This is a genomic window from Pseudomonas sp. CCC3.1, from assembly GCF_034347405.1.
Taxonomy (GTDB): Bacteria; Pseudomonadota; Gammaproteobacteria; order Pseudomonadales; family Pseudomonadaceae; genus Aquipseudomonas.
Map to the genome: position 1 here is coordinate 4,499,783 of NZ_CP133778.1, position 22,659 is coordinate 4,522,441.

A 22,659-nucleotide genomic window follows, 5' to 3' on the forward strand; every position below is an offset into this window, starting at 1 on the left:
CAGCGTTGAAAATGCGTCATACACTGAGTCAGCCTCTTGTTTAGCAATAGACTAAAAATCCCCCCTTTGTAGGAGCGAGCTTGCCTCGCGATCTTTTGATCGTTTAAAAGATCGCGAGGCAAGCTCGCTCCTACATGACCTGAGATAACTCCAACCATGCATGTCGACCTGATTGATCTGCGCTTGTATTTGAATGTGGTGCAGGCGGGCAATATCACGGCGGGCGCCAGTGTCAGCCATTTGTCGCTGGCCGCCGCCAGTGCACGGATTCGTGCGATGGAGGCGTCGCTGGGGGTCGAGTGTTTGCAGCGCAGCCGCCGTGGCATCAGCCCGACACCGGCCGGGCAGGCGTTAGCGCAGCATGCGCGACTATTGCTGCAACAGGTGGAACGCATGAAACACGACATGGCCGAGTACGCCCAAGGCTTTAAAGGCCAGGTGCGCCTGCTGTGCAACACCACGGCCCTGACTGAGTACTTGCCCGAGTTGTTGGCCGATTTTGTCTGCCAGCACCCTAATATCAGCATTGATCAGCAAGAGCTGACCAGCCTGCGCATCACCCATGCCTTGCGTCAGGACGCGGCCGATATTGGGATAATTTCCAACGCTGTCGACACCCACGACCTACAAACCCTGCCCTTTCGTGACGACCCGCTCATGCTGGTGATCCCACAGGGGCATGCGCTGATTCAGCACCCAACGCTGACGTTCACTGACACGCTAAGCCATGACTATGTCGGACTTTCGCAGAACAGCGCGCTGGCGGTGTATCTGGAGGAACAGGCGCTGCGCAGCGGCACGCGCATGCAAGTACGCATTCGCGCCGAAGGTTTTGACAGCGTATTGCGCATGGTCGCTCGCGGGGCCGGGCTGGGTATCGTGCCCAACGCCACGATTGAACGCTGGCAAACGACGCCCACATTTAAAGTGGTGCCGCTGAGCGAGCCGTGGGCCGCACGCAAGCTGTTGTTGTGTGCCCGTTCGTTTGATCAGTTACCAGCCTACGCGAACGCACTACTGGAGGCCCTTTCAGCCGATTAAAGCTGTAAGAAATGTCGCAGAGTGGCCTTCGCCTGTATGCCTGAATTTACCCCGGGAGTAATATCCGGGGCTTCATGACACCCGGGTTACAGGGGTGGCTTCATCACACACTGAAAACAACCACCAACAGGGCAACCGATGGCTGACGCTAACTCCCCCCCGGTCACACTCAAACGCGGATTAAAAAACCGCCATATTCAGCTGATTGCCTTGGGCGGCGCGATTGGTACAGGGCTGTTCCTGGGCTCGGCTGGCGTGCTCAAGTCCGCAGGGCCGTCGATGATTCTCGGTTATGCGATTGCCGGCTTTATCGCGTTTTTGATCATGCGCCAGCTGGGCGAGATGATCGTCGAAGAGCCGGTGGCCGGTTCTTTTAGTCACTTCGCGCATAAATACTGGGGCGGCTACGCAGGCTTTCTGTCGGGCTGGAACTACTGGGTGCTGTACGTGCTGGTGGGCATGGCCGAGCTGACCGCCGTCGGCAAGTACATCCAGTTTTGGTGGCCCGAGGTGCCCACGTGGGTCAGTGCGGTGGTGTTCTTTGTGCTGGTCAACCTGATCAACACGCTGAACGTTAAAGTTTTTGGCGAGATGGAGTTCTGGTTCGCGATCATCAAAGTGGTGGCGATTGTCGGCATGATCGTGCTTGGTTGCTACCTGCTGTTCAGCGGCACCGGCGGCCCGCAAGCGTCGATCAGTAACCTGTGGAGCCACGGCGGTTTCTTCCCCAATGGCGGCACCGGCCTGCTGATGGCGATGGCCTTCATCATGTTTTCCTTTGGCGGCCTGGAGCTGGTGGGCATCACGGCAGCTGAAGCCAGCGAGCCGAAAAAAGTCATTCCCAAGGCCATCAACCAGGTGGTGTACCGGATTCTGATTTTCTACGTGGGCGCACTGACGGTGCTGTTGGCGCTGTACCCGTGGGACCAGTTGCTGGTCACGCTGGGCGCCGGTGGCGATGCCTACGGCAGCAGCCCCTTTGTACAGATTTTCGCCTTGATCGGCAGCGACACCGCCGCACAGATCCTTAACTTTGTGGTGTTGACCGCCGCGCTGTCGGTCTACAACAGCGGCGTGTACTGCAACAGCCGTATGCTCTTCGGCCTCGCCGAACAGGGCGATGCCCCCAAAGCGCTGATGAAACTGACCAAAAACGGCGTGCCACTGCGGGCGCTGGGCGTGTCCGCGCTGGTGACGTTGCTGTGTGTAGTGGTCAACTACGTGGCGCCGCACAAGGCACTGGAGTTGCTGTTCGCACTGGTGGTTGCCTCGCTGATGATTAACTGGGCGCTGATCAGCCTGACTCACCTGCGGTTTCGCAAAGCGATGACCCTCCAAGGTGTGGAGCCTTCGTTCAAAGCGTTCTGGTCACCTTTGAGCAACATCCTGTGCCTGGTGTTTATGGCGGTGATCGTCGCGGTTATCTGGATGATCCCTGACGTTCGCGCCTCGGTGTATGCAATACCGATCTGGTTGCTGGTGATTTACGTGTTTTACCAGGTGCGCCTGCGCACCGGTAGAGCGTTGGTTAACCGCCGCTAACCTTGACGCGTCACTGAAAAGCCCCAGCACTTGCCATCAAGCGCCGGGGCTTTTGCGTATATGGGGGTGCGTATTCGAGCCGTTGAGTGTCGGAACCAGGCATCTGCCAACGCGCGAGGCCCGTTAGGGTGAGGTTTGTGTCTCACACACTCAACGGAGTTCTTATGTCTGCGCCTATTACCGTACTTCGCGACACGCATCCTTTGCCCGTGCTGGATGCCTGCAAATGGGAAAAGCTGGAAGGCGACCCGCACACCGTCAACCTCAACGCCTATACCAGCGAAGACGGCAGCAAAATCATGGGCACGTGGATTTGCACGCCCGGCAAGTGGTACGTGGAGTACGTGAAGTGGGAATACTGCGATTTCCGTGAAGGCTATTGCATCATCACCCCGGAGGGCAAAGAGCCGATTCACCTGCGCGCGGGCGACATTTTTGTGGTGGAGCCCGGCATGAAAGGCACCTGGGAAGTGGTTGAAACCGTGCGCAAGTATTTCGTTTTTGCCTGATCCCGCCCAGCAAAAAACCGGGAATCCGCCCGACGCGGATTCCCGGAAAAACCCTATTCGGGTTTGCGATAGCTGTTGATGATGGCCGAGAAGTCCTGCCCACCTTCTCCACGCAAGCTCATGGCTTGATACAACTGTTGCGCCACGGCGCCCAGCACCACTGGCTGGTGCGCCTGACGTGCCGCTTCAGTGGCCAACCCCAAGTCCTTAAGCATTAGTTCAGCACCAAAACCGCCGGTATAGCCGCGTGATGCCGGGGCCGTTTCAACAATGCCCGGCCACGGGTTGTACACCTCGGAACTCCAGCAGCGCCCGGTGGAGCTGTTGATCACACCCGCCAGCACGTGGCTGTCGATCCCCAACGCCGCGCCCAAGGCCATGGCTTCACTGACGCCCACCATGGAGATCCCGAGCAGCAGGTTGTTGCAGATTTTAGCCACTTGGCCCGTGCCCACATCCCCGCAATGGACTATGTTGCGACCCATTTGCGAAAGCACCGGGTGCAGGGTGTCGAACAGTGCTTGAGTGGCGCCGACCATAAAAGTCAGGGTGCCCGCTTGCGCACCGCCCGTGCCGCCGGACACTGGGGCATCGGCCATGTGCACGCCTTGTTTGGCCGCTGCTGCTGCCACGTCACGCACGGTTTGTGGGTCAATGGTGCTGCAATCCACCGCCGGGACGCCTTTGGCGATACCGGCCAACACGCCGTTTTCACCCAGCCACACGCTGCGCACATGTGCGGCCGCCGGAAGCATGGTGATCACCAGTTCAGCACCGTGTGCGGCATCCCGCGGGGACGCGCTGATATGCCCGCCTTGCTCCGCCAGGTCGGCGAGGATGTCTTGGTTCAGGTCAAACAGGTTCAACGAATGCCCGGCCTTGAGCAGGTTGCGCGCCATCGGAGCACCCATGTTACCCAGGCCGATAAATGCGATTTTCATGGTCGTGCCCTCAACGAAGATTGATGGTGGTGTTAACGCCATCATTCACGCTGTCATCGTCGAACCAACGACTGGTGACGGTCTTGGTCTGCGTATAGAACTGCACGACTTGTTTGCCGTACGGCCCCAGATCGCCCAGTTTGGAGCCACGCGAACCCGTGAAGCTGAAGAACGGAACGGGCACCGGGATCGGGATGTTGATGCCGACCTGACCTACATCGATTTCGGTCTGGAACTTACGCGCAGCGGCGCCACTTTGGGTAAACAGGCCCGTGCCATTGCCAAACGGGTTGGCGTTGACCAGCGCGATAGCCTGATCCAGCGTGTCGACCTCGATCACTACCAGCACGGGGCCGAAGATTTCCTGGGTGTAGATTTGCATATCAGTGGTCACACCCGAAAACAGAGTCGGGCCGACAAAGTTGCCGTGTTCAAAACCTGGAACCTTGATGTCGCGACCGTCGAGTTCCAGGACTGCGCCTTCTTTAATCCCGCTTTCAATCAGCCCCAGCACGCGCTCTTTCGCACGTTTGGAAATCACCGGACCTACATCAGTACCCGCCTCGCTGCCCGCATTGACCTTGAGTTTTTGCGCCAGCGCCTTGAGGTCTGGCAGCCATTGCTTGGCCGCACCCACCAACACCACCACTGAGGTGGCCATGCAGCGCTGGCCCGCAGCACCAAAACCAGCGCCGACCAGTGCATTGAGGGTTTGCTGACGGTTGGCGTCAGGCAGTACCACGGCGTGGTTTTTGGCGCCCATCATCGATTGCACGCGCTTGCCATGGCGACCGGCCAAGTCATACACGTGAGTCCCTACAGCGGTTGAGCCGACGAACGACACGGCCTTGATGTCCGTGTGGGTGCACAGGGCGTCTACCACGTCTTTGCCGCCGTGCACGACGTTCAACACGCCCGGCGGAACCCCGGCTTCCAGCGCCAGCTCGACCAGCATCAGGGTCGACAGGGGGTCTTGTTCGGAAGGTTTGAGGACGAAGGTGTTACCGCAAGCAATCGCCATCGGGAACATCCACAGCGGAATCATGGCTGGGAAGTTGAAAGGCGTAATCCCCGCGCACACACCGATCGGTTGGCGCAGGGTGTAGGTATCAACCCCGCCAGCAACGTTTTCAGCGAATTCGCCCATTTGTAAGGTGCCGATGGAGCACGCGTGTTCGACCACTTCCAGGCCACGGAAAATATCGCCCTCGGCGTCGGCAATGGTTTTGCCTTGTTCAGCACTGAGGACGGTGGCAATGCGCTTGGAATGTTCGCGAATCAGCGCCTGCAACTTGAGCATGATGCGCATCCGCGCGCCGATCGGCGTCAGCTTCCAGGTCTGGAAAGCTCGTTGCGCGGCAGCGATGGCGGCGTTGACTTCATCAGGGGTGGCAAACGGGACTTTGGCCAACACCTGCTGAGTGGCGGGGTTAACGATGTCGTGCCACTCGGTGGTCTGCGACTCGACCCATTCGCCATCAATCAGCAGGCGAGCATTTTGGTACGGGGTGGTAGAAACGTTCATGGAAGTCTCCGAATTTATTTTTATGAGCCCGTAAACGACGTGGGCGGACGTCCAGATTGGTCGCAGGACTGTTTTTGGAGTATAGGTGTGCGTTCTTCTAATAAGAACGCACATAAAAGCCGGTCTAACATGCAAAAAAACATCACATCGTTAAGCGCATTGAACTGGGACGACCTGAAGTTTTTTCTCGAGGTGGCCCGTACCCGCAAGGCCAGCAGCGCGGCCAAACGCCTAGCGGTGGACTACACGACCGTGTCGCGACGTATCAGCTCACTGGAAGCCGCACTCGGCACCTTGCTGTTCGAAAAGTCGCGCACCAATGGCTTCACCCTGACCAACGAAGGCCAGCGTTTACTGGGGTATGCCGAGTCCATTGAAAGCACGTTGCACATGGCCTGCGAGCAAGTCTCGGGCTCTGGCGTAGCGTTGTCGGGGCACGTGCGCATGGGCTGCACCGAGGGTTTCGGCAGCTTTTTCATCACCCCGCAACTGAGCCACTTCGTGGACACCTACCCGGCCATTTCGGTGGATATTCTGCCGCTGCCGCACTTCATCAGCCTGTCCAAACGCGAAGCCGACATTGTCATCGCCCTGGAACGCCCGGAACACGGGCCTTATGTGTGCTGCAAGTTATGCGACTACCGTTTGCAGCTGTACGCGACCCAGGACTACCTGGATCAGCACCCGCCCATTCGTCGAGCCAGTGACCTGGCTGAGCATCCGTTTATCAGTTACGTCGACGATCTGGCGTTCAGTTCCGAGCTGCTGTACCTGGCCAATGTGCTGCCCGGCGCCAGCGCCAACTTGCGCAGCACCAGCGTCATTGCGCAATTCGTGGCAGCGCAGCAAGGGCGTTCGTTGGCGATCCTTCCGTGCTTTCTGGCCGCTCAAGACCCGCGTTTATTGCCGGTACTGCCGGATGAAATCAACCTGACGCGGCAATTCTGGATGTACTGCCGGGAGGACTTGAGAAAGTTGAAACGGATTACGTTGCTGTGGGACTACATCCGAAGCGTGACGGAGCTTAATGCGCCGCTGCTGCTCGGGGAAACGCGGGGGATGAGGTTTGCAGACTGACAGTTTTCAAGGAATCAGGTGGCGGAATCGTAACGAGGTCGGCAAGCCTTTTCCAACGGTTTGTAACAGGACTTGGTACTCAATTTGTAACACCCCGACGTCGACATTCAGAGACGCACAGGCATGGGATAAAGACTACGCGAGGGCAACCATGGCGGGGACGCCTGCACATTCGTGTACTGAGGTGGTCACTCAGATTTTTCTATCAGATTCTCAAGGGCTGCCCCTCAGGCTATGCTTTGCCCTTATGCCAATCTGCTCAGGACCGAGATGATAAAAATCGACAGAAGAAGGGACAAAACCAATCAGCCTTCAGGATTTTCAGACTACAACGAGATGAACGCCTCTTTGTCTGAACTGGATGCCCGAGCGCTGATACTTACGGTCGCTGCGTTCGCCGAAGATACGCTGGGGAATTTATTACGGACTTTCCTATTGCCCCATGATGCTTCGCAACAATTGCTCACTGGCTTCAACGCCCCACTCGGCACCTTTTCAGCGCGGATAAAAGCTACATATGCACTCGGTCTAATAACGAAGGATCAATTTACTGACTTGGAGCATCTGCGAAAAATCCGAAACTCCTTCTCCCATACGTGGCGTCCCATCAGTCTTGATGATCCATCGGTCGCGGGTCACATCAGAGCGCTCAATTTCAGCACCTTGGATGACGATTACCCGACTACGCCGCTTCTTAAATTACGCAGCTCATTGCCCTCTCTGCTTCTTGAGCTGCAAGTAAGCACCAATCGAGTTCTTGAAGAACAACGCTCTGCCCGACTCATTGCGAGTGGTCTTATTACCGGCATACACGGCGATGATGCCGCTCAGCAGATTCAGGCTGCAAGATCTGCACTTGATGAAGTGGAGAAGAAATTAATGACCGCGAAGGGAGACGAGAGGTCTTTCTATATCTCCAGAGTGATCGTTTGGTCTCAGAGGCTTGAAGTAATCACAAGGCAGTCGGCGCATTCAGCCTACCATCGAGAGATTTCGGAGCTTATTGAACAGTTGAATCAGAGGGTTGCACAGTTGTCCGCATAACGCCGCATACCGAACAGGGCACACCCCCCAGCAGGTAACTAAACACAGCCACCGAGTAGAACGCACACGACATTCCCGAAGCCTTCGACCAGAGGCCAAGAAAACGGTAGATGACACGGTGGATAGCCAAACTGCGGAGTGCAGTGACACACAGGTCCTCACACACCGCATAGTCATCATCACGAATATATAGGCCAGTGCGAGTACTTCTGATCAACTGACCCGTTTCTCACTGAATTCAAGCATGCTCTTGGCGGGCTCATTTCAGTTTTTGACACCACACACAAAGAGAACCAGCATGAAGACAGCAGGGATAGCGGCGGCGTTGGCACTACTTGGTGCATTAGCCTCACCATGCAATGCAGCAACAGGACCTCAACTGATAAACGATGGCAACACCCTTCTGACTGCCTGCAAATCATTTCTCGACATCGCGGACGGGAAGCCCAGTGACGCAGACAATCTCTTGGAAATGGGACAGTGCATAGGGATAGTCGGTGGCGTGAAGACGACCATGGAAAGCCTCAACGGATCGCTCAACGAAACCATGAAGACGTGTTTCCCAGTCACTGAAATCAAGGTCGGCCCACAAGTACGAACCGTGGTTAACTACTTGAATGCACATCCAGAAACACTTGCCCTCGACAGCAGCGTGCTAACAATGCTCGCCTTCCATACGGTATACCCCTGCAAGAAATGATAAAGGCCGTTTACCTATCGAAACTCAAATTCCCGCCGTAAAAATGGCCTCGTCTTTTACGAGTTTGGATTTTCAGCCTGAAAAGTAAGGTGGGGCGTTGCCTGAAGTTCTGGAGTGAAAGCTAGTGTTATCAAGCAACAAAATCCGGCGTTAGTCAGAAAGGTCCAAGCGGAACCATAAATAAGTTTGGGCTCATAAAAGTCTCAAACTCAAACCGTCGATACCATTAAACGGCAAGCGTATTTTTTGGGACCCCATTGCGCTGCAAACGTCTCGGATACTTCGTACCATTTTCCCGCAGGTTGCCCTGTACCGTGGTTAGCACCCATGCATGAGCATTCACAATGCAAACCGTGAGCATTCCAACAAGCTGGCGCGCACACCTGGTACTCACGGTAAAGCTGAATCACATAGACTTTCTTGAAGCGCCCGAGCAGACGCTTCACGGAGTCCTCGAACCAAGCGGCTGGAACCTGCCACGATTTGTACTGCGCGCTCCATTCGGGTTTATTCCGACTGCTGTTGCGCAGCCAATCAAAATTATCTTTGGCAAAGGGCAGCTTAATTAGAAGTGGAGACTTTTCCCGCTTGAAAACGACAGGAATCGTAGCCTGCCTCCATACCTCAACAATTTTTGTATCTTTTGTTGTCATTAGTCACCTGCCTAGATCTGCCCAGTCCAGTGGGGCTCTGTAAGGTTAGTCAACCTATACGGCCTTTTACTGCTAATACAGCAACAATAACCATAACCTTCAAAAACAAGAAAACACCTACATGGATACCATAAACGACTCAGCCGTCATGAATCAGGCGCCTCGGCGTAACAGGTAATACGAGTGCTCAGATTTTACGGCCGCTGTGCGACCGATCGCAGCCTCGTCCCTCGGCAGCGGCTACAGGGGATCTATGTCGCTCATAAAACTTGCAGCGGCTAAGCCCGCCAAGCTGTGTCTGCATCGTATGACCATCTAGCGCGGTTTATCAGAAAAACCGAGCGCTCTGAATTTACGATCGCTTCGCAATCGGACGTAGCCTACGGCAACTGCTACAAAGCCTGCTTGCGGCGCAACATAGAATCTCCCAAATCAATATGGCTGACCTTTAATCCGCAATGACGACGATTGATACGCGGCGATTTTCTGTGCGACCGGCGCGGGTTTTGTTGGACGCCACTGGCTGGCTGCTGCCCAGCCCGCGTACTTCAATATTTTCAGGACGCATGCCGACTTTGGTCAGTACCTTGACCACGCTGTTGGCGCGGCGCACGGACAGTTGTTCGTTGTAGGCGTCCTGCCCCGAGGAGTCGGTGTGGCCGTCGACCCGCACGCGCTGGATGTCGACTGCCAGCAAGGCAGTACCAATTCGCTCAACGATTGCCTGGCTTTGGGTATTGAGCACTTCCAGGTCGCTGCCAAACAGTACTTTGCCCGACAAGCCAAACGCCCAGCCTTCGTCGGTCAGTTCAAAACCTTGTTGCTTAAGTACGGCAATCTGCGCCGCCGTCAGGCCTTTCTGGGGGGCAGGCGTCTGGCAGCCGGTCAACACCAGCGCTGCCAGTATCCAGACAACGCCGAAAAATTGTTGATAACGACGAGTCACTGTATGCATGGGGGTTAAGCTCCTGATGGTTACTGGGTTGCGGAGTACTCCGACTCGGCAACGTGTTGTCCGCCTCGGGCGAGGCGTTTGGCCTGGTACATCGCCGCGTCCGCTGCACACAACAGCAAGTCCGGGGTCGCACCATGTTCGGGGTAAACGGCGATGCCGATACTGAGCGAGGTCACGACACAGGTGTGCCCTGGCAGCTCAATCGGTTCATGCATGCTGGCAATGATCTTGTCGGCGATACGTTGCGCGTCTTCGACTTTGTGCAGCGGGGCGAGCATGATCGCAAATTCGTCGCCGCCCAAACGCGCGACCACGTCGCCTTCGCGCAACTGGGCGCGTATGCGGGTGGCCACTGCGACCAGCACCGCATCGCCTGCGGCATGGCCGTAGGTGTCGTTGATGTTTTTAAAGCGGTCGCTATCAAGAAACAACACGGCGACTTTATCGGTGCGCTGACCCAACGTGCGCAACGTGCGCGCCAGTCGCGCGGCAAAGTAGGCGCGGTTAGGCAGGTCGGTGAGCGAATCGTGGCTGGCCTGATGCGCCAGCGCCTGGTTTTCGGTTTGCAGATGGTTTTGCCATGACTCCAACTCATCCAGCAACGCATTGAAGTCGTTACCCAAACTGTCCAGTTCGGCAATGTGTGCAGCCGGCACCCGGCGGTCGAAGGCACGCTCTGCGCGTGCGGCATGGGCCACTTCAGCCAGTTGCTGCAAAGGCCCGGTGATGCCCGTGAGCAAGCGCCGCGAAAGATAGAGCGCACTCCAGGCGCTGAGCGCTGTGCACACGATGACCCCAAACAGCCCGCTGAGTAAAAAGCGCAGCATATGGGCGCCATGCCCACGCACAACCACGATGCCAACGTGCTGGCCCTGATGCTCAATCGGCACTGTGATCGGCTGTTTGAGCAAGCTGTCGGCCAATACCATTTCGACGTTCGACAACAGGCCACTCTCCGGGCGTCGCCAGTGCGCCAGCAACTCTCCATCGACGGTGTAGACCTCGGCCTCGGCCACCGCTTCTGTGGACGCGATCAAATCCAGGGCTTCGGACGCAGCGCTCTTGTCATCAAACACCACCGCCGCTTCGACGGTGTAGTTGATGGCCCGGGCAATCAAATGCAGGTTGTGATCGGCGTACACCTTGAGTGCAAGTACACCCAATAGCGTCAAGGATGTGCTGGCCAGCACCACGGCGACCAACGCCACGCTCAGGTGGCCACGGCGCAGCACCGAGCGCAGCCTGCGCCGGTTGTACTGTGGGTTGCTCGGGCTCATGGCTGTACCACCCGGCGGCGTGACAATTGCAACACGCTTGGGTGAATGCGAACTCCGCTGCGGGCAACAGAGTCGAGATTCACCTCAAACGCCACGTGCTCATCCTTGACGTGCAGGCAAAACAAACTGCCAACGGTGCATTGATTGCCATCTTCGCTGATGCTTAGCACGGCTTGGCCAGCCAAGGAGTCATACAACTCGCTGCGCTCTTGCGCGCCTAATTTGCCCAGGTATACCGCATTGCAGGCGCTGGCAATTCTCGGATTATTTACCAGCAAACGAGAGACATGTACCGGTCGTCCACTGGACTGAGTTGCGCCTTTAAGCAGGTCGTCGGTGTATTCGGTAGGGCCGATAACACACAGTTTTAACTGCGCAGGCTCGGCGGGCCAACGTGCATAGCTGAGGATGCCAAGGACCACTTGGGTCACAGCCTTGGCGCGCTGATCAGCCACGTTAATGGGGGCTTCAGGTTGGGCCAGGCAGGGAGTGCTCAACAGCAACAGGCAAAGGGACAGGCGTCGCAGCCACCCAAAACCCTGCTCTGTCGAGGAGACAGCCACATCCATGCAGGAGATCTCGGTAATCGTTGTAGGAATAATAGCCAAACGATACCACAGCCCCTGCCAGGACTGTGACTTGAGTCACAGTATTCCAATGTTCTGGTTACGACTTCGTGGGAGGTCTGGCTTGCCAGCCTCCACAGATAAGCTGGGGCCTGCTACGCACTACCCCAGCCCAAGCATCAAGCCGCTCAAGCGTTTAACCTTGCGCTGCACGGCCTCTTCAAACACGCCCGCTCGCGGCTCGACCAGACTGAACCAGTGTTTGGCCCGAGTGATGCCGGTGTAGATCAGTTCTTTGGTCAGTACCGGGTTGAGCGCTTCGGGCAGCACCAGTGCGGTGTGGGAAAACTCTGAGCCCTGGGATTTGTGCACGGTCATGGCGTAGACCGTTTCGACATCATTGAGACGACTGGGCAGCACAAAACGGATGCCGCCTTGCCCATCATTACGGGCAAAAGCAACGCGCAACACGTGGCGTTGAGTCTGGCCGTCACGCTCAGGAAGCTTGAGGGCGATGCCAATGTCCCCGTTCATCAGGCCCAGGCCGTAGTCGTTGCGGGTCATCAAGACCGGTCGCCCTTCGTACCAGTGCTGGTCGCTGTCGATCAGCTTGCGGGCGAACAAAGACCGGGTAATACGTTCATTCAACCCTTCCACACCCCAAGGCCCTTTGCGCACGGCGCAGAGCACCTGGAACGCTTCAAACGCTTCCAGCACCTTGCCCGCCCAATCAGCCCAACAAGGGTCTTCAAGCCCTGCGTAGGCCTGCGGGCGCTGATCGCGCAAGACTTCAAGATAATGCCGGTAGCCTTTGGCATCGGCGCCTCGCCCCTCCAGTGCCAAGCGCTCGAAGGCACGGTCTTGCTCGCCCTTGAGTGGCAGCGTGAAGAGGTCGGTATGAGTACCGGCAGCCAATAACACGCGCGCTTCTTGCGACTGTTGTTGGTTGACCAGCCGCGACAGTTTGCCGATGCCGCTGCCCTCACCAAAACGCCGTGAGTGGCGCAACATAACCACTTGCTGGGCCAGCGGATGGGTGCCGTCCAGGTCTTGTTGCAAACCACTGGCGGCGAGGCTTTCGCCACTGACGTGCTCAAGCCATTCACGTGTTTGCGGGCTGTACCAGCCCGCCTCGGCATCGCGGCACAAATCACCCAGCACGGCGCCCGCCTCTACCGACGCTAGCTGGTCCTTATCACCCAGCAATACCAGCCGCGCATGGTCGGGCAGCGCGTCGAGCAAGTTAGCCATCATTTCGAGGTCGATCATCGATGCCTCGTCGACCACCAAGACGTCGAGCGGCAGACGATTGCCCGCGTGATGACGAAAGTGGCGCGTGCCAGGACGGCTGCCGAGCAACCGGTGAACGGTGGTTACGTCACTGGGGATTTTTTGCCGAACCTTGTCATCCACTTCCAATGATTTGACTTGCAGGCTGATGGATTCGGTCAAGCGGGCGGCGGCTTTGCCCGTGGGCGCCGCCAGACGGATGCGCAAAGGCGCGCCCGCTTCGACGGCCGGGGCCTGGAGCAGCGCGAGCAGACGCACCACGGTGGTGGTTTTACCGGTGCCGGGGCCGCCGGTCACGATGCTGAAGGCGCCGCGTGTGGCCAACGCGCAGGCCAGTTTTTGCCAATCAATCAGCGCATCGGTTTTCGGGCTACCAAATAAACCATTCAGGCGCTCGGACACATCATCGGGTGTGACCTCAGGAGCTGACAGACGTTGACGCAATGCGCTGTCGATTCGTCGCTCATAGGCCCAATAGCGGCGCAGGTACAGACGACGCTCGCTCAACACCAAAGGTCGGCTCGCCGCATCTGCCGACGGCTGCCCCGCGTGTTCGACCAATGGGCTGGCGTGCAGGGCTTTGCACCATGCCTCGCCCTCCAGCGCCTCAAGCAGTTGCGAGGGCAGCAACATTGCGCCGGTTTGCACATCACCTTCAGGCGGCAAGGACAGCGCGAAATCGGGCGCTTTGAGGGTTTCAAACAGGTCCAGACACACATGACCATGACCTAATTGGTGACTGGTCAATGCGGCCGCCAGCAGCACCAACGGGTCACCTTGCGGGTCGCGCTCATGCAAAAAGGCGACGAAGGCTTTATCCAATGCGCGCAACCAGCCGCGTTCGACCCAACGTTCGAGCAACAGCAGCAAGTCGTGGGCACGGCTCAAGGGCTGTAGTTGGGCAAGGCTTTCGGCCGTCAATGGCGTAGGCAACAGTTCGGCAAACGAACGGCTCATAACAACACTCCCTGTTCCCACGCTGGTTCAGCCGGTTTGGGCTGAGGTTTGCCCTGGAACATCAGGTCCAGGCTTTCGATCAATAGTCTGGGCGGCCGCGTGAAGAACACGCCCTGGCCTTGGGAGCGGGTACCGCGCAAGAACAGGTACAACGCGCCGCCCATGTGCTGGTCGTAGTCGTAGTCAACCAGGCGGGCCTTGAGTTGACGGTGCAAGGCCAACAGGTACAACACGTATTGCAGGTCGTAGCGGTTATCCAGAATAGAGGTGTTCATCGCCTGTTCGGTGTAGGCCGAATCGTCGGCGCCCAGCCAGTTGGATTTGTAGTCCGCCACGTAATACCGCCCTTCGTGTTCGAACGTGAGGTCGATAAAGCCTTTGAACATGCCATTGAGCAGGCTCGGCTCAGCGGCAGCACGCGATGCACCGCCATGGGTGTGCTGGCGCACGAGTTGATCCAGTTGCAGGACATCGACTTTGTGGCTGGCGAACCAGAACTCCATCTCGATCTGATACTGGCTCAGTTCGCTCAAGACCACAGCAGGCTGGCCGTTATTCAGACGCAGCGGCTCATCTTGCAGGTGCTGTAACCAGTCGCTCAGGGTGTCGATCCAACCTTGCCAGCCGCGTCGATTACAGCGGCGCGCCACAGCGTCTTTTATTGCCTCGGGATCGGCCTTGAAACCTTCGCTGCCCGCCCACTCAAGCAGACCATGCAGGAAGGTCCCGGGATTTGGCCCACGCGGGAAACGGTGTATATCGCCGCCACTGAGTAACACTTCACGCGGCGCATCCGGATCCAGTCGCTCATCGTCAGAGAGCTTTTGCGCCAAGGCGCTTTCTGGCGCTTCAGCAGGGCTGAGGCTGTCACCAATACGCAATGCGCTGTAGGACGCAATCCACCAGTTTTCCGCAGCACGCCGTGTCGGGATCAGCGGTTTGAGCAAGGTGGCTTGATTGAGCGGCGGATAAAAGTGCGCGTCACTGGCCGGTGGCACGGGGGCGTATTGAATCGCTGCGCAGTCTTGTTTCAAATCAGCCAGCCAGCGTTCAAGCGCAACGGATTCAGCCAGCAGCGCACCGCCGCCCAGCAGATAGCCCAAAGCAGACAGATGCAAAACCGAACGGTTGTTGTTGCCCCGTTTGAGATCTGCGACGCCGAGCCAGCAAGCGTGTTGGGCACGGGTCAGGGCCACATAGAGCAAGCGTAAATCTTCGGCCAAGCGTTCGTCATCGGCCTGGATGATCAGTTCTGGCGTTGGCTTCAGGCTCACCTGAGCATTGCCCGCTGCATCGTGGTAATGCAGCGGCAAACGGCTGCCATCCACGGGTTTGGTCGAACAGATAAACGGCAGGAAAACCAATGGGTACTCCAAGCCTTTGGATTTGTGAATGGTCACCACTTTGACCAACTGCTCATCGCTTTCAAGGCGCAGGATTTGTTCTTCGCCCGCTTGCCCGGACAAAGCCAGGTGTTCGGCCAAGTGCCGGATCAGCGCTTGTTCGCCATCCAGCTCCGCCGCCGCCTGTTGCAGCAGCTCAGACAGGTGCAATACGTTAGTCAGGACACGCTCGCCGTCTGGGCGGGCGATCAAGGCCTGGGGTAACTCGAAGTCGTGCAGCAGGCGGCGCAACATCGCGAGCACGCCTTGTTTACGCCAGGTTTCACGATAGCCACGGAACTGCATGACGCGACGTTCCCAAGCCAACTCGTCCTGATTCAGGCGTTCCAGTTCAACCAGCGGCAGGTCCAACGTGATGCAGGCCAGTGCGGCTCGCAGCGGACGCTCAACGTCTGGCTCGGCACAGGCTTTGAGCCAGGCCAGCACGTCGTGAGCTTCCTGCGCGGCATAGACCGAATCCTTATCCGAGAGGTAAACGCTACGTACACCCCGCGTCGACAATTCGCGCCGCACGGCCTGAGCTTCCTTACCGTCACGTACCAGAATCGCAATGTCGGCGGGCAATAGGCCTCTTAAGGGTTGGCCATCTTTGGCAAAAACGCAGCGACCTTGTTGACCGCCATTGAGTAACTCGACGATCTGGCTAGCGCACACGGCCGCCAATTGCTGGCGATAGACCGCGCCTGAAACGGGCTGTTCGGAAGGCAACTGCCACAGGTTGAGGGCCGTGACAGGCTGCCCGTCTATTTGTAGGACTTCTTTGCGCCCTTGGGATTTAACCGAGACAAAGGGCACAGGGTTTTCGGAACCGTCGCGGAATAAAAACGCACCTCGTCCTGTGTCCCGCTGCTCGGCCCGCTCAAACACGTGGTTGACCGCGGCCACCATGGCGTGACTGGAGCGAAAGTTGGTGTCCAGCGTATGCAGTCGGTCGCTGGTAGCGTGGCGAGCGCGTAAATAGGTGTAGATGTCAGCACCACGGAAGGCGTAGATCGCCTGCTTCGGGTCGCCGATCAGGAACAGGCCGGTGCCTGGCGTGTTGTCTTCAATTCGGTAGATGGTCTCAAAAATCCGGTACTGCACCGGGTCGGTGTCCTGAAACTCATCAATCAGCGCAACGGGAAATTGCTCTCGGATCAGGGTGGCCAGTCGCTCGCCGCCTTCCGCTTGCAGTGCCGCATCGAGCCTGAGCAGCATGTCATCAAAGCCCATCTCGGCACGGCGACGCTTTTCTGCTTCAAAACGCGCACTGACCCAACGGGCGGCATGCTCCAGAACGGCGGCATCTGGGCTGGGCAATGCGTCGAGCGCAGTTTTCAGCTCGCGCATGGCATCCAGCGCCGGGTGTTGCGGCGGTTCGCCTTTCCACGCTTCGGCCATGCCGTCAGGCGTCAGGCGGGTGAAGCCGGTCCCCAGATCAAGCTGTTCCTGGGACTCGTCAGCCGCCCAGGCGCTGATTTTTTCAAACCAGGGTTCGAAGTAACGTGCCTGCATTTTCCGACCATCAACGGCTTTAGCGGCTACGCCTTGCAGGCAGATGTCGCGCAACTCTTGCGCCCATTGCAGCCATGGCGTTTTGAGCTCGGACAGTGCCAAGCGACGCTCTTGCAAGCAGGCTTCAATCATTTGTGCCGGAGTTTGCTCAGTGTTGGCTGCCGGGCGAGCGCTGCCGAACAAGGCACGCACACGGGGTAACAGGGCGGCGGGGCCGCTCCAGTTGGCGCGTACCCAATTCAGCGCATCGCCGTGCATGGGATAGCAAAACAGTCGCCAGTAATCGCGCAGCACTTCGCCGAGTAACTCACTGTGGTCGGTTTCGAGGGTTTGGGTGAACAGGCTGCCGCTGTCGAAGGCGTGTTCGCGCAGCATCCGCTGACACCAACTGTGGATGGTCGATACCGCCGCTTCGTCCATCCATTGTGCGGCGATGTCGAGGCGACCCGCGCAGGCGGCCCACTGTTCAGGGGCGAACTGATCACGCAACTGCTCAACCAGCGCATCCGGAGCCTGGATCTCGTCACGAAAGAAGCGCGCTGCTTCGGCAAGTCGGGTGCGAATCCGGTCTCGCAGTTCTTTGGTGGCCGCATCGGTGAAGGTTACGACCAATATTTGCGGTGGCAATAGCTCACGACCAAACCCTGACGCTTCGCCGCCATGGCCCAAGATCAAACGCAGGTAGAGCGCCGAGATGGTGAACGTTTTGCCGGTGCCTGCACTGGCTTCAATCAGTTGACTGCCGCGTAGGGGAAAAGCCAAAGCCAAGGGTATTTTTTGCTCGCTCATTAGCGGGACTCCTCGCTGTTTAATGAGCGCCAAGGCGCGTCAAAGAGAGGGCGATAGAGGGCATCGCACCAGTCTTCAAAGGCTCCATCGGCCATCAATGCCGCGTAGTCAGGAAACTGCCGAGCCAAGGCTGCGCTTTCGCGACGCTCGCCTTCGCTGGTTTGACCATCACCTTCGTAGGCCTTTTGTGCCGCTGCATCGGCCTTGACCGGATCAGTCTGGGCCAACCAGGCGAAGCCGGTTTTGATGGCGATGGGCAGCGGGTGGTTTATGCCGACTTTCCAGGCCATCAATACGTTGCCTAGAATATCGCTGGCGAGTTGAGGCTCTAAAGGGGCTAGCAGCAAGGTGTCATCACTGGCGACCAAGGCCGTGGACATGTTCAGGCCACTGGAGCAGGCCACCAGATGATTGACCCACGGCCTGGTCAGGCGATGCCATTTACGCGTCTTAATCGCCCCAATGCTGTTAGGAATCGTCGTGATGGATAGTAGGCCTTTATCACTGCGTTGATGCAGGTTGCTGAGCCATCCTTCCAACGCAAGCCCATGGCCGTCAACGCTGACTGGCAGTGCGCTGTTGAGTGGCGTCGGCCACAGGGCCAGGAGTTGTTGATAGCGTTGCAGTACGTCGGGCAGAGGCTCAATCAATTCGTGTTGCAAACACTCGCCAAAGCCGGCCATCGGTAACAGTCCGCTGCCTTGCAGACGTTTGGCGCGGGTCTGTAGAGCGTGTTCCAGTTGATCCGGTTGCGCCAGTGCGGCTTCGAGCAAGCTGTCGCTGAGGGTGTAGCGCTGCAACGCGTCGAGCACGAAGGGTTCTTCATCTTCTAGAGGCACTTCGGCCGCTTCAAAGAAGACTTTCAGGCGCTGACTGAAGAAGTGGCGTACAGGATTGCGCAAAAAGTCCTGCAACTGAGTGAGGTTTAAAGGTTCTTCTTGTTCATGCGTTGCCAGGGTTTCGGACTGCGTGAGGGCTGTTTGGGGTTCGTGCAATTGCTGCCATTCACGGGCATAGCTGAACAGATTGGGATCACCTTCGTGAAAATAACGGGTGCTGAACGGTTGCAGCGGATGCTCTTGAGTCATGGCCTCAAGCAAGTCCTCGCCATCCTGGAGATGCCAGCCACTGGCAAGGTGATCGCGCAATTGGCCGATCAAGACGCAGGCCGGACGCTCGCTGTTGTCGCGAATACTGCGCCCTACCCAACTGATATAGAGTTGATCGCGTGCAGACAGTAGCGCTTCGAGCAGTAAGTAACGGTCATCTTCGCGGCGGGAACGATCGCCTGGACGGTAGTCGCTGCCCATCAAGTCGAAGTCCAGCGGGGGTTGCGCGCGCGGGTAGTCGCCGTCATTCATGCCAAGCAGGCAGACGAGTTTGAACGGGATGGCACGCATCGGCATCAGGGTGCAAAAGTTCACGGCTCCAGCCAGGAAACGTTGCGACAACTTGCCTTGGTCAAGGCCTGCCAACCAGGCTTCACGTACGACAGTTAGCGGCAATTCATCTTGCAGGCCAACCAGCTCACAGGTTTCGAGCCAGGTCTCGCGCAGCTCTTCAAGTTGGGCCAGCAAGTAGTCGTCGTGCTCGGTCTCTGCCTGGAAGAACAATTGCATCAAGCCTTGCAAGCGCTCGCCCCATTGTTGCGGTAAGGCGGGCTGCGAAAGTTCTTGGTGGGCAATTTCCAATGCATCAAGCAGCGCCACGAGCGGTCCGATCAAGACGGCATCAAGGCCGCCGATTTCATCGTAAGGCTCAATACCATCACACGCTTCACCACTGCCAACGGCATAACCGAGCAGCATTCGACGCAAGCCGAAACGCCAACTGTTTTGCTCCAGCTCAGGAGGTAACCCAAGACCAGCACGCTGTTCGGCATTCAGCCCCCAACGAATCCCCGCACCTTCGATCCAGCGATGCAAGGTTGGCAAGTCGCGCTCTTGCACATTGAAGCGAGCGCGTAATGCTGGAACGTCCAGTAAGTCGAGGATTTCGCTGACCGGGAAGCGGCTGTCAGGCAGCTTGAGCAGGTGCTCGATGGCAATCAGTAGCGGATCACGGCCGCGCTGGCCTTGGTCGGCCAGTGTGTAGGGAATGAAGCGGCGGTCGTCGCGCTCGATCTGGCCAAATACGGCACGGATGTGCGGCGCATAGCTGTCGATGTCCGGCACCATCACGATCACATCGCGCGGCTGCAAGTGGGGATTTTCGCTGAATCGAGCGAGTAACTGGTCGTGAAGGATCTCGACTTCACGTTGTGCGCTATGGGCAATGTGGAAACGGATTGAGTGATCTTTATCCAAATCAACGGCTGGCCACAGCTCGCGAGTTTCGTTCAGTGGGCGCAGTTCAAGAATGTCGTCCTGCAATTGGTTGAGCAGGTTGAGCGGTTCCACTTCGCTGAACAGATCGATGCGGCCATCACGAAAGGCCGCTCGATAGCTATTGGGGTCATCGTAGCTGTCGAGCAGGTTGATATAGTCGCGGCCTTGTTTGCCCCAAGCGGCGAGCAACGGGTGGGCGTGTTGGTGCAGGATGTCGAGGTCCAGTGTGGCAGGCATTCCGGCTTTGCGGGCTTGGCGTTTGTACTGATGGCGTAGCAGATCTTTGTCGGCAACGATGTCAGACCAATGATGGCGACACGGGTTATGCACACAGAGCAGCACTTGGCTGAAGCGGGCCAGTCCAGCCAGCGCTTCGAGCGCTTGAGCGGGCAATGACGAAATACCAAACACGATGACCCTCGAAGGGAGGCCGGGCGGCGCTTGTTCAAGGCTGTTTATTTTTTCAATAAAGCGCTGATGGACGCCGGCACGGCTTTGCGACATGCCCTGCTCACCGACGTCGAGCAGTAGCGCTCGCCATAGCTCGGCTTGCCAACAGTTAGCTGAGCTCAAGGCCGGACTTTCACCTCGGGCATTACGCAATTGATGGCGACCTGCGGCCCAGTCCTCCAGCCAGTCCGCACGATAGACCTGGTATTGGTCGAACAAGTCGGCAAGGCGTTCTGATAGCTGGTAGCGCTTACGCAGATCGGTGTCGTGGGTTAGAAAGCGCTGCAAGGGTTCGAAGTGTGGTTGATCGATGAGGGCCGGGAGCAAACGCATCAAACGCCAAGTCAGGGGGGCTTTATCGAGCAAAGACTTGGCAGGGATTTCTTCACTGCCCAATACCATACGATAGAGCTGCCACATAAAACTGCCGGGCAGTTGCACATCCACCGCAGCGGCAATACCACAGCCGCCCAGATCGTCGTCTTGAGCATCTTCGGCCAGAGCCAGCTTTAACCATTGTGCGATGCCATTACTCTGCACCAGAGCAATTTCGTTCTCCAGAGGCGCCAGTGGATAGCGGCGCATCCAGCTCACGACCAGGCTGCGCAACTCATCAAGACGGTTCCCGTGAACCACCATAAAACCCGCGTTGAGGGACGTAGCACCCGGCATGACGGCATCCTTAGGAGAAGGCAAAATCCAAAGGCGAACCTTAACATTGCACAGGAGTGTTGCCGAAGGGTATGTAAGTCGTGTTCAGGCGCCCCGGATACATCAGCCTTGGAAATCACCCGCTTTGATGCGCAGCAAACCAGGCCATGGTGATATCTGCAACCAGGGTTCCATCGGGTAGGCAGATGCGCTTTTGAAGACGACCTTCTTCCACGAAACCGAATTTCTGGTAGAGATGCCTTGCACAGTGGTTAGTTTCTCGCACGCGTAGTTCAATTTTCACTAGCCCTGGGCGAACGCTGGCCCACGCCAACAATCGAGCCATTAACACGTGACCAATGCCCTGCCCCACATGCCCAGGGTGCACAACGATGGTCAGGCTCAAAACGTGCGCCAAGGCTTCAAGCCCCAATGGCTCTAATAGGGCGTGTCCAACTATTTGGTCGTCATGCTCAGCCACCAAGTAGAGGCCATTATCATTCAACGCAAGAATTTTTCGTTCAAATGCCTGTTTGCTGAACTCACCAGGTCGCGAGACTAGCAAGCCGGGCGTTTTTGCAGTTTCGAACTCTGCGCTGTAAAGCTGCGCCGCGTCGTTTAATGAAGCCTTTCGAATGATCAGGTTTTTCAAACGGTAGCTCCGTTTTAACAGCCTAAAAAACGCCCTCAATTCAGGCAGCCCAGCAGCTTGGTAAAAGTCCCAATGAGATATTAATTGTCTTATGTTACTGACACGTGCCCAGCAACTCCGCTTTTGCTGGCTACAACGCCGGTTTTTAAAAAGCCATCACTCAGGTGTGTCATTTAATTTGCGCGCATCAATGCGCGGCTATTTAACTATTCAGCCTGGTTCGCCGGACGCTTAAGTTGCACATGCCCCATATTTCTGCGCACATTCTGTGCAATCACAGCATGAGTCATTCCGGAGAGCCCATGCGCCCTAAAGCTGTTTTATCCGATCTGGAGAACACTCTAACCTACCGGGCGCTACGTAGAATGCTTCTTACGAGATTTTGGCCTGGCCATCGAGGGTGAACGCCAGACTGAAATCCGGCTGATCTACCAAGCAGACAACAGAGGCTATTTAAAGGCCTGTTCGATATTTTCGTACATCCGCCAAACGGTTGGTGGATTTCGACTCATGAGCTGGCCCGGCGTGCGCTGCAGGCACCGCAGATTTTAAGCGATCACTGACAGGCGATGACACACAGACCATGCGGGCTTAACTTTTTCGAGCACAAAAACAAAATCCCTGTCTGCGTGAGCAGACAGGGATTTTGGAATTTAATCTTGACGATGACCTACTCTCACATGGGGAAACCCCACACTACCATCGGCGATGCATCGTTTCACTACTGAGTTCGGGATGGGATCAGGTGGTTCCAATGCTCTATGGTCGTCAAGAAATTCAGTAGCCAGCTCGTTTACCTTACGGTCAACGCTCCAG

At 57.2% G+C, this 22,659-nt stretch carries 16 protein-coding genes and 1 rRNA gene; 6 read left to right on the forward strand and 11 right to left on the reverse strand.

Going from position 1 to position 22,659, the window contains the following annotated elements; all coding sequences use genetic code 11:
• Positions 1-156: 156 nt before the first annotated feature.
• The 3 genes from RHM56_RS19755 (at position 157) to RHM56_RS19765 (ending at position 3,092) form a co-directional block, all read left to right on the forward strand.
• Complete coding sequence (locus RHM56_RS19755; RefSeq protein WP_322235205.1) at positions 157-1,041, forward strand: LysR substrate-binding domain-containing protein; 885 nt, start codon at positions 157-159, stop codon at positions 1,039-1,041.
• Positions 1,042-1,179: 138 nt separating this feature from the next.
• Positions 1,180-2,583 (forward strand): amino acid permease, encoded by a 1,404-nt coding sequence (locus RHM56_RS19760; RefSeq protein WP_322235207.1) that lies wholly within the window; start codon positions 1,180-1,182, stop codon positions 2,581-2,583.
• Positions 2,584-2,747: 164 nt separating this feature from the next.
• The gene (locus tag RHM56_RS19765) at positions 2,748-3,092 is read left to right on the forward strand and encodes a cupin domain-containing protein (protein ID WP_016783536.1); all 345 of its coding nucleotides are present in this window, start codon (positions 2,748-2,750) and stop codon (positions 3,090-3,092) included.
• 53 nt (positions 3,093-3,145) lie between these two features.
• Here RHM56_RS19765 and mmsB read toward each other — a convergent pair whose 3' ends face one another.
• Positions 3,146-4,033, reverse strand: coding sequence for a 3-hydroxyisobutyrate dehydrogenase (mmsB, locus tag RHM56_RS19770; RefSeq protein WP_322235208.1), 888 nt, complete (start codon positions 4,031-4,033; stop codon positions 3,146-3,148).
• 10 nt (positions 4,034-4,043) lie between these two features.
• Positions 4,044-5,558: a CoA-acylating methylmalonate-semialdehyde dehydrogenase gene (locus tag RHM56_RS19775; RefSeq protein ID WP_322235211.1), complete on the reverse strand. Its 1,515-nt coding sequence runs from the start codon at positions 5,556-5,558 to the stop codon at positions 4,044-4,046.
• 129 nt (positions 5,559-5,687) lie between these two features.
• Here RHM56_RS19775 and RHM56_RS19780 point away from each other — a divergent pair, with 129 nt between their 5' ends.
• The 3 genes from RHM56_RS19780 to RHM56_RS19790 all read left to right on the forward strand — a co-directional run bounded on the left by RHM56_RS19780 (position 5,688) and on the right by RHM56_RS19790 (position 8,379).
• On the forward strand, positions 5,688-6,635 hold the full coding sequence (locus RHM56_RS19780) for a LysR family transcriptional regulator (RefSeq protein ID WP_322235214.1): 948 nt from the start codon (positions 5,688-5,690) through the stop codon (positions 6,633-6,635).
• Between the two features lie 270 nt (positions 6,636-6,905).
• A complete protein-coding gene (locus RHM56_RS19785; RefSeq protein WP_322235217.1) occupies positions 6,906-7,679 on the forward strand; it encodes an MltR family transcriptional regulator in 774 nt (257 codons plus the stop codon).
• 298 nt (positions 7,680-7,977) lie between these two features.
• A complete protein-coding gene (locus RHM56_RS19790; RefSeq protein ID WP_322235219.1) occupies positions 7,978-8,379 on the forward strand; it encodes a Rap1a/Tai family immunity protein in 402 nt (133 codons plus the stop codon).
• 209 nt (positions 8,380-8,588) lie between these two features.
• Here the strand turns inward: RHM56_RS19790 and RHM56_RS19795 are convergent, their stop codons facing one another.
• The 9 genes from RHM56_RS19795 to rrf form a co-directional block, all read right to left on the reverse strand.
• Complete coding sequence (locus RHM56_RS19795) at positions 8,589-9,032, reverse strand: hypothetical protein (protein ID WP_322235221.1); 444 nt, start codon at positions 9,030-9,032, stop codon at positions 8,589-8,591.
• Positions 9,033-9,480: 448 nt separating this feature from the next.
• The gene (locus RHM56_RS19800) at positions 9,481-9,987 is read right to left on the reverse strand and encodes an OmpA family protein (RefSeq protein WP_322235223.1); all 507 of its coding nucleotides are present in this window, start codon (positions 9,985-9,987) and stop codon (positions 9,481-9,483) included.
• Between the two features lie 20 nt (positions 9,988-10,007).
• Positions 10,008-11,264: a diguanylate cyclase domain-containing protein gene (locus RHM56_RS19805; protein WP_322235225.1), complete on the reverse strand. Its 1,257-nt coding sequence runs from the start codon at positions 11,262-11,264 to the stop codon at positions 10,008-10,010.
• Entirely contained in the window at positions 11,261-11,833 is a 573-nt protein-coding gene (locus RHM56_RS19810) for a YfiR family protein (protein WP_322235227.1), read from the reverse strand. The genes RHM56_RS19805 and RHM56_RS19810 overlap by 4 nt, the downstream gene beginning before the upstream one ends.
• Before the next feature lie 159 nt (positions 11,834-11,992).
• Positions 11,993-14,077 (reverse strand): exodeoxyribonuclease V subunit alpha, encoded by a 2,085-nt coding sequence (gene recD, locus RHM56_RS19815; protein WP_322235229.1) that lies wholly within the window; start codon positions 14,075-14,077, stop codon positions 11,993-11,995.
• Positions 14,074-17,763 carry an exodeoxyribonuclease V subunit beta gene (gene recB, locus RHM56_RS19820; protein WP_322235231.1) on the reverse strand — a complete coding sequence of 1,230 codons (3,690 nt, stop codon included), beginning with the start codon at positions 17,761-17,763 and terminating at the stop codon, positions 14,074-14,076. The genes recD and recB overlap by 4 nt, the downstream gene beginning before the upstream one ends.
• The gene (gene recC / locus RHM56_RS19825) at positions 17,763-21,212 is read right to left on the reverse strand and encodes an exodeoxyribonuclease V subunit gamma (protein ID WP_322235233.1); all 3,450 of its coding nucleotides are present in this window, start codon (positions 21,210-21,212) and stop codon (positions 17,763-17,765) included. The genes recB and recC overlap by 1 nt, the downstream gene beginning before the upstream one ends.
• Positions 21,213-21,327: 115 nt before the next feature.
• The gene (locus RHM56_RS19830) at positions 21,328-21,843 is read right to left on the reverse strand and encodes a GNAT family N-acetyltransferase (protein ID WP_322235236.1); all 516 of its coding nucleotides are present in this window, start codon (positions 21,841-21,843) and stop codon (positions 21,328-21,330) included.
• 657 nt (positions 21,844-22,500) lie between these two features.
• Positions 22,501-22,616, reverse strand: a 5S ribosomal RNA gene (gene rrf, locus RHM56_RS19835).
• Between the last annotated feature and the right edge of the window lie 43 nt (positions 22,617-22,659).

Bases quoted from the DNA above. Each gene is read 5' to 3' on its own strand.
- recB (WP_322235231.1), bottom strand. From the start codon at position 17,763: ATGAGCGAGCAAAAAATACCCTTGGCTTTGGCTTTTCCCCTACGCGGC.
- RHM56_RS19780 (WP_322235214.1), top strand. From the start codon at position 5,688: ATGCAAAAAAACATCACATCGTTAAGCGCATTGAACTGGGACGACCTG.
- recD (WP_322235229.1), bottom strand. From the start codon at position 14,077: ATGAGCCGTTCGTTTGCCGAACTGTTGCCTACGCCATTGACGGCCGAA.
- RHM56_RS19760 (WP_322235207.1), top strand. From the start codon at position 1,180: ATGGCTGACGCTAACTCCCCCCCGGTCACACTCAAACGCGGATTAAAA.
- RHM56_RS19795 (WP_322235221.1), bottom strand. From the start codon at position 9,032: ATGACAACAAAAGATACAAAAATTGTTGAGGTATGGAGGCAGGCTACG.
- recC (WP_322235233.1), bottom strand. From the start codon at position 21,212: ATGCCGGGTGCTACGTCCCTCAACGCGGGTTTTATGGTGGTTCACGGG.
- RHM56_RS19755 (WP_322235205.1), top strand. From the start codon at position 157: ATGCATGTCGACCTGATTGATCTGCGCTTGTATTTGAATGTGGTGCAG.
- RHM56_RS19785 (WP_322235217.1), top strand. From the start codon at position 6,906: ATGATAAAAATCGACAGAAGAAGGGACAAAACCAATCAGCCTTCAGGA.
- RHM56_RS19805 (WP_322235225.1), bottom strand. From the start codon at position 11,264: ATGAGCCCGAGCAACCCACAGTACAACCGGCGCAGGCTGCGCTCGGTG.
- RHM56_RS19800 (WP_322235223.1), bottom strand. From the start codon at position 9,987: ATGCATACAGTGACTCGTCGTTATCAACAATTTTTCGGCGTTGTCTGG.
- RHM56_RS19775 (WP_322235211.1), bottom strand. From the start codon at position 5,558: ATGAACGTTTCTACCACCCCGTACCAAAATGCTCGCCTGCTGATTGAT.
- RHM56_RS19790 (WP_322235219.1), top strand. From the start codon at position 7,978: ATGAAGACAGCAGGGATAGCGGCGGCGTTGGCACTACTTGGTGCATTA.
- mmsB (WP_322235208.1), bottom strand. From the start codon at position 4,033: ATGAAAATCGCATTTATCGGCCTGGGTAACATGGGTGCTCCGATGGCG.
- RHM56_RS19765 (WP_016783536.1), top strand. From the start codon at position 2,748: ATGTCTGCGCCTATTACCGTACTTCGCGACACGCATCCTTTGCCCGTG.
- RHM56_RS19810 (WP_322235227.1), bottom strand. From the start codon at position 11,833: ATGGATGTGGCTGTCTCCTCGACAGAGCAGGGTTTTGGGTGGCTGCGA.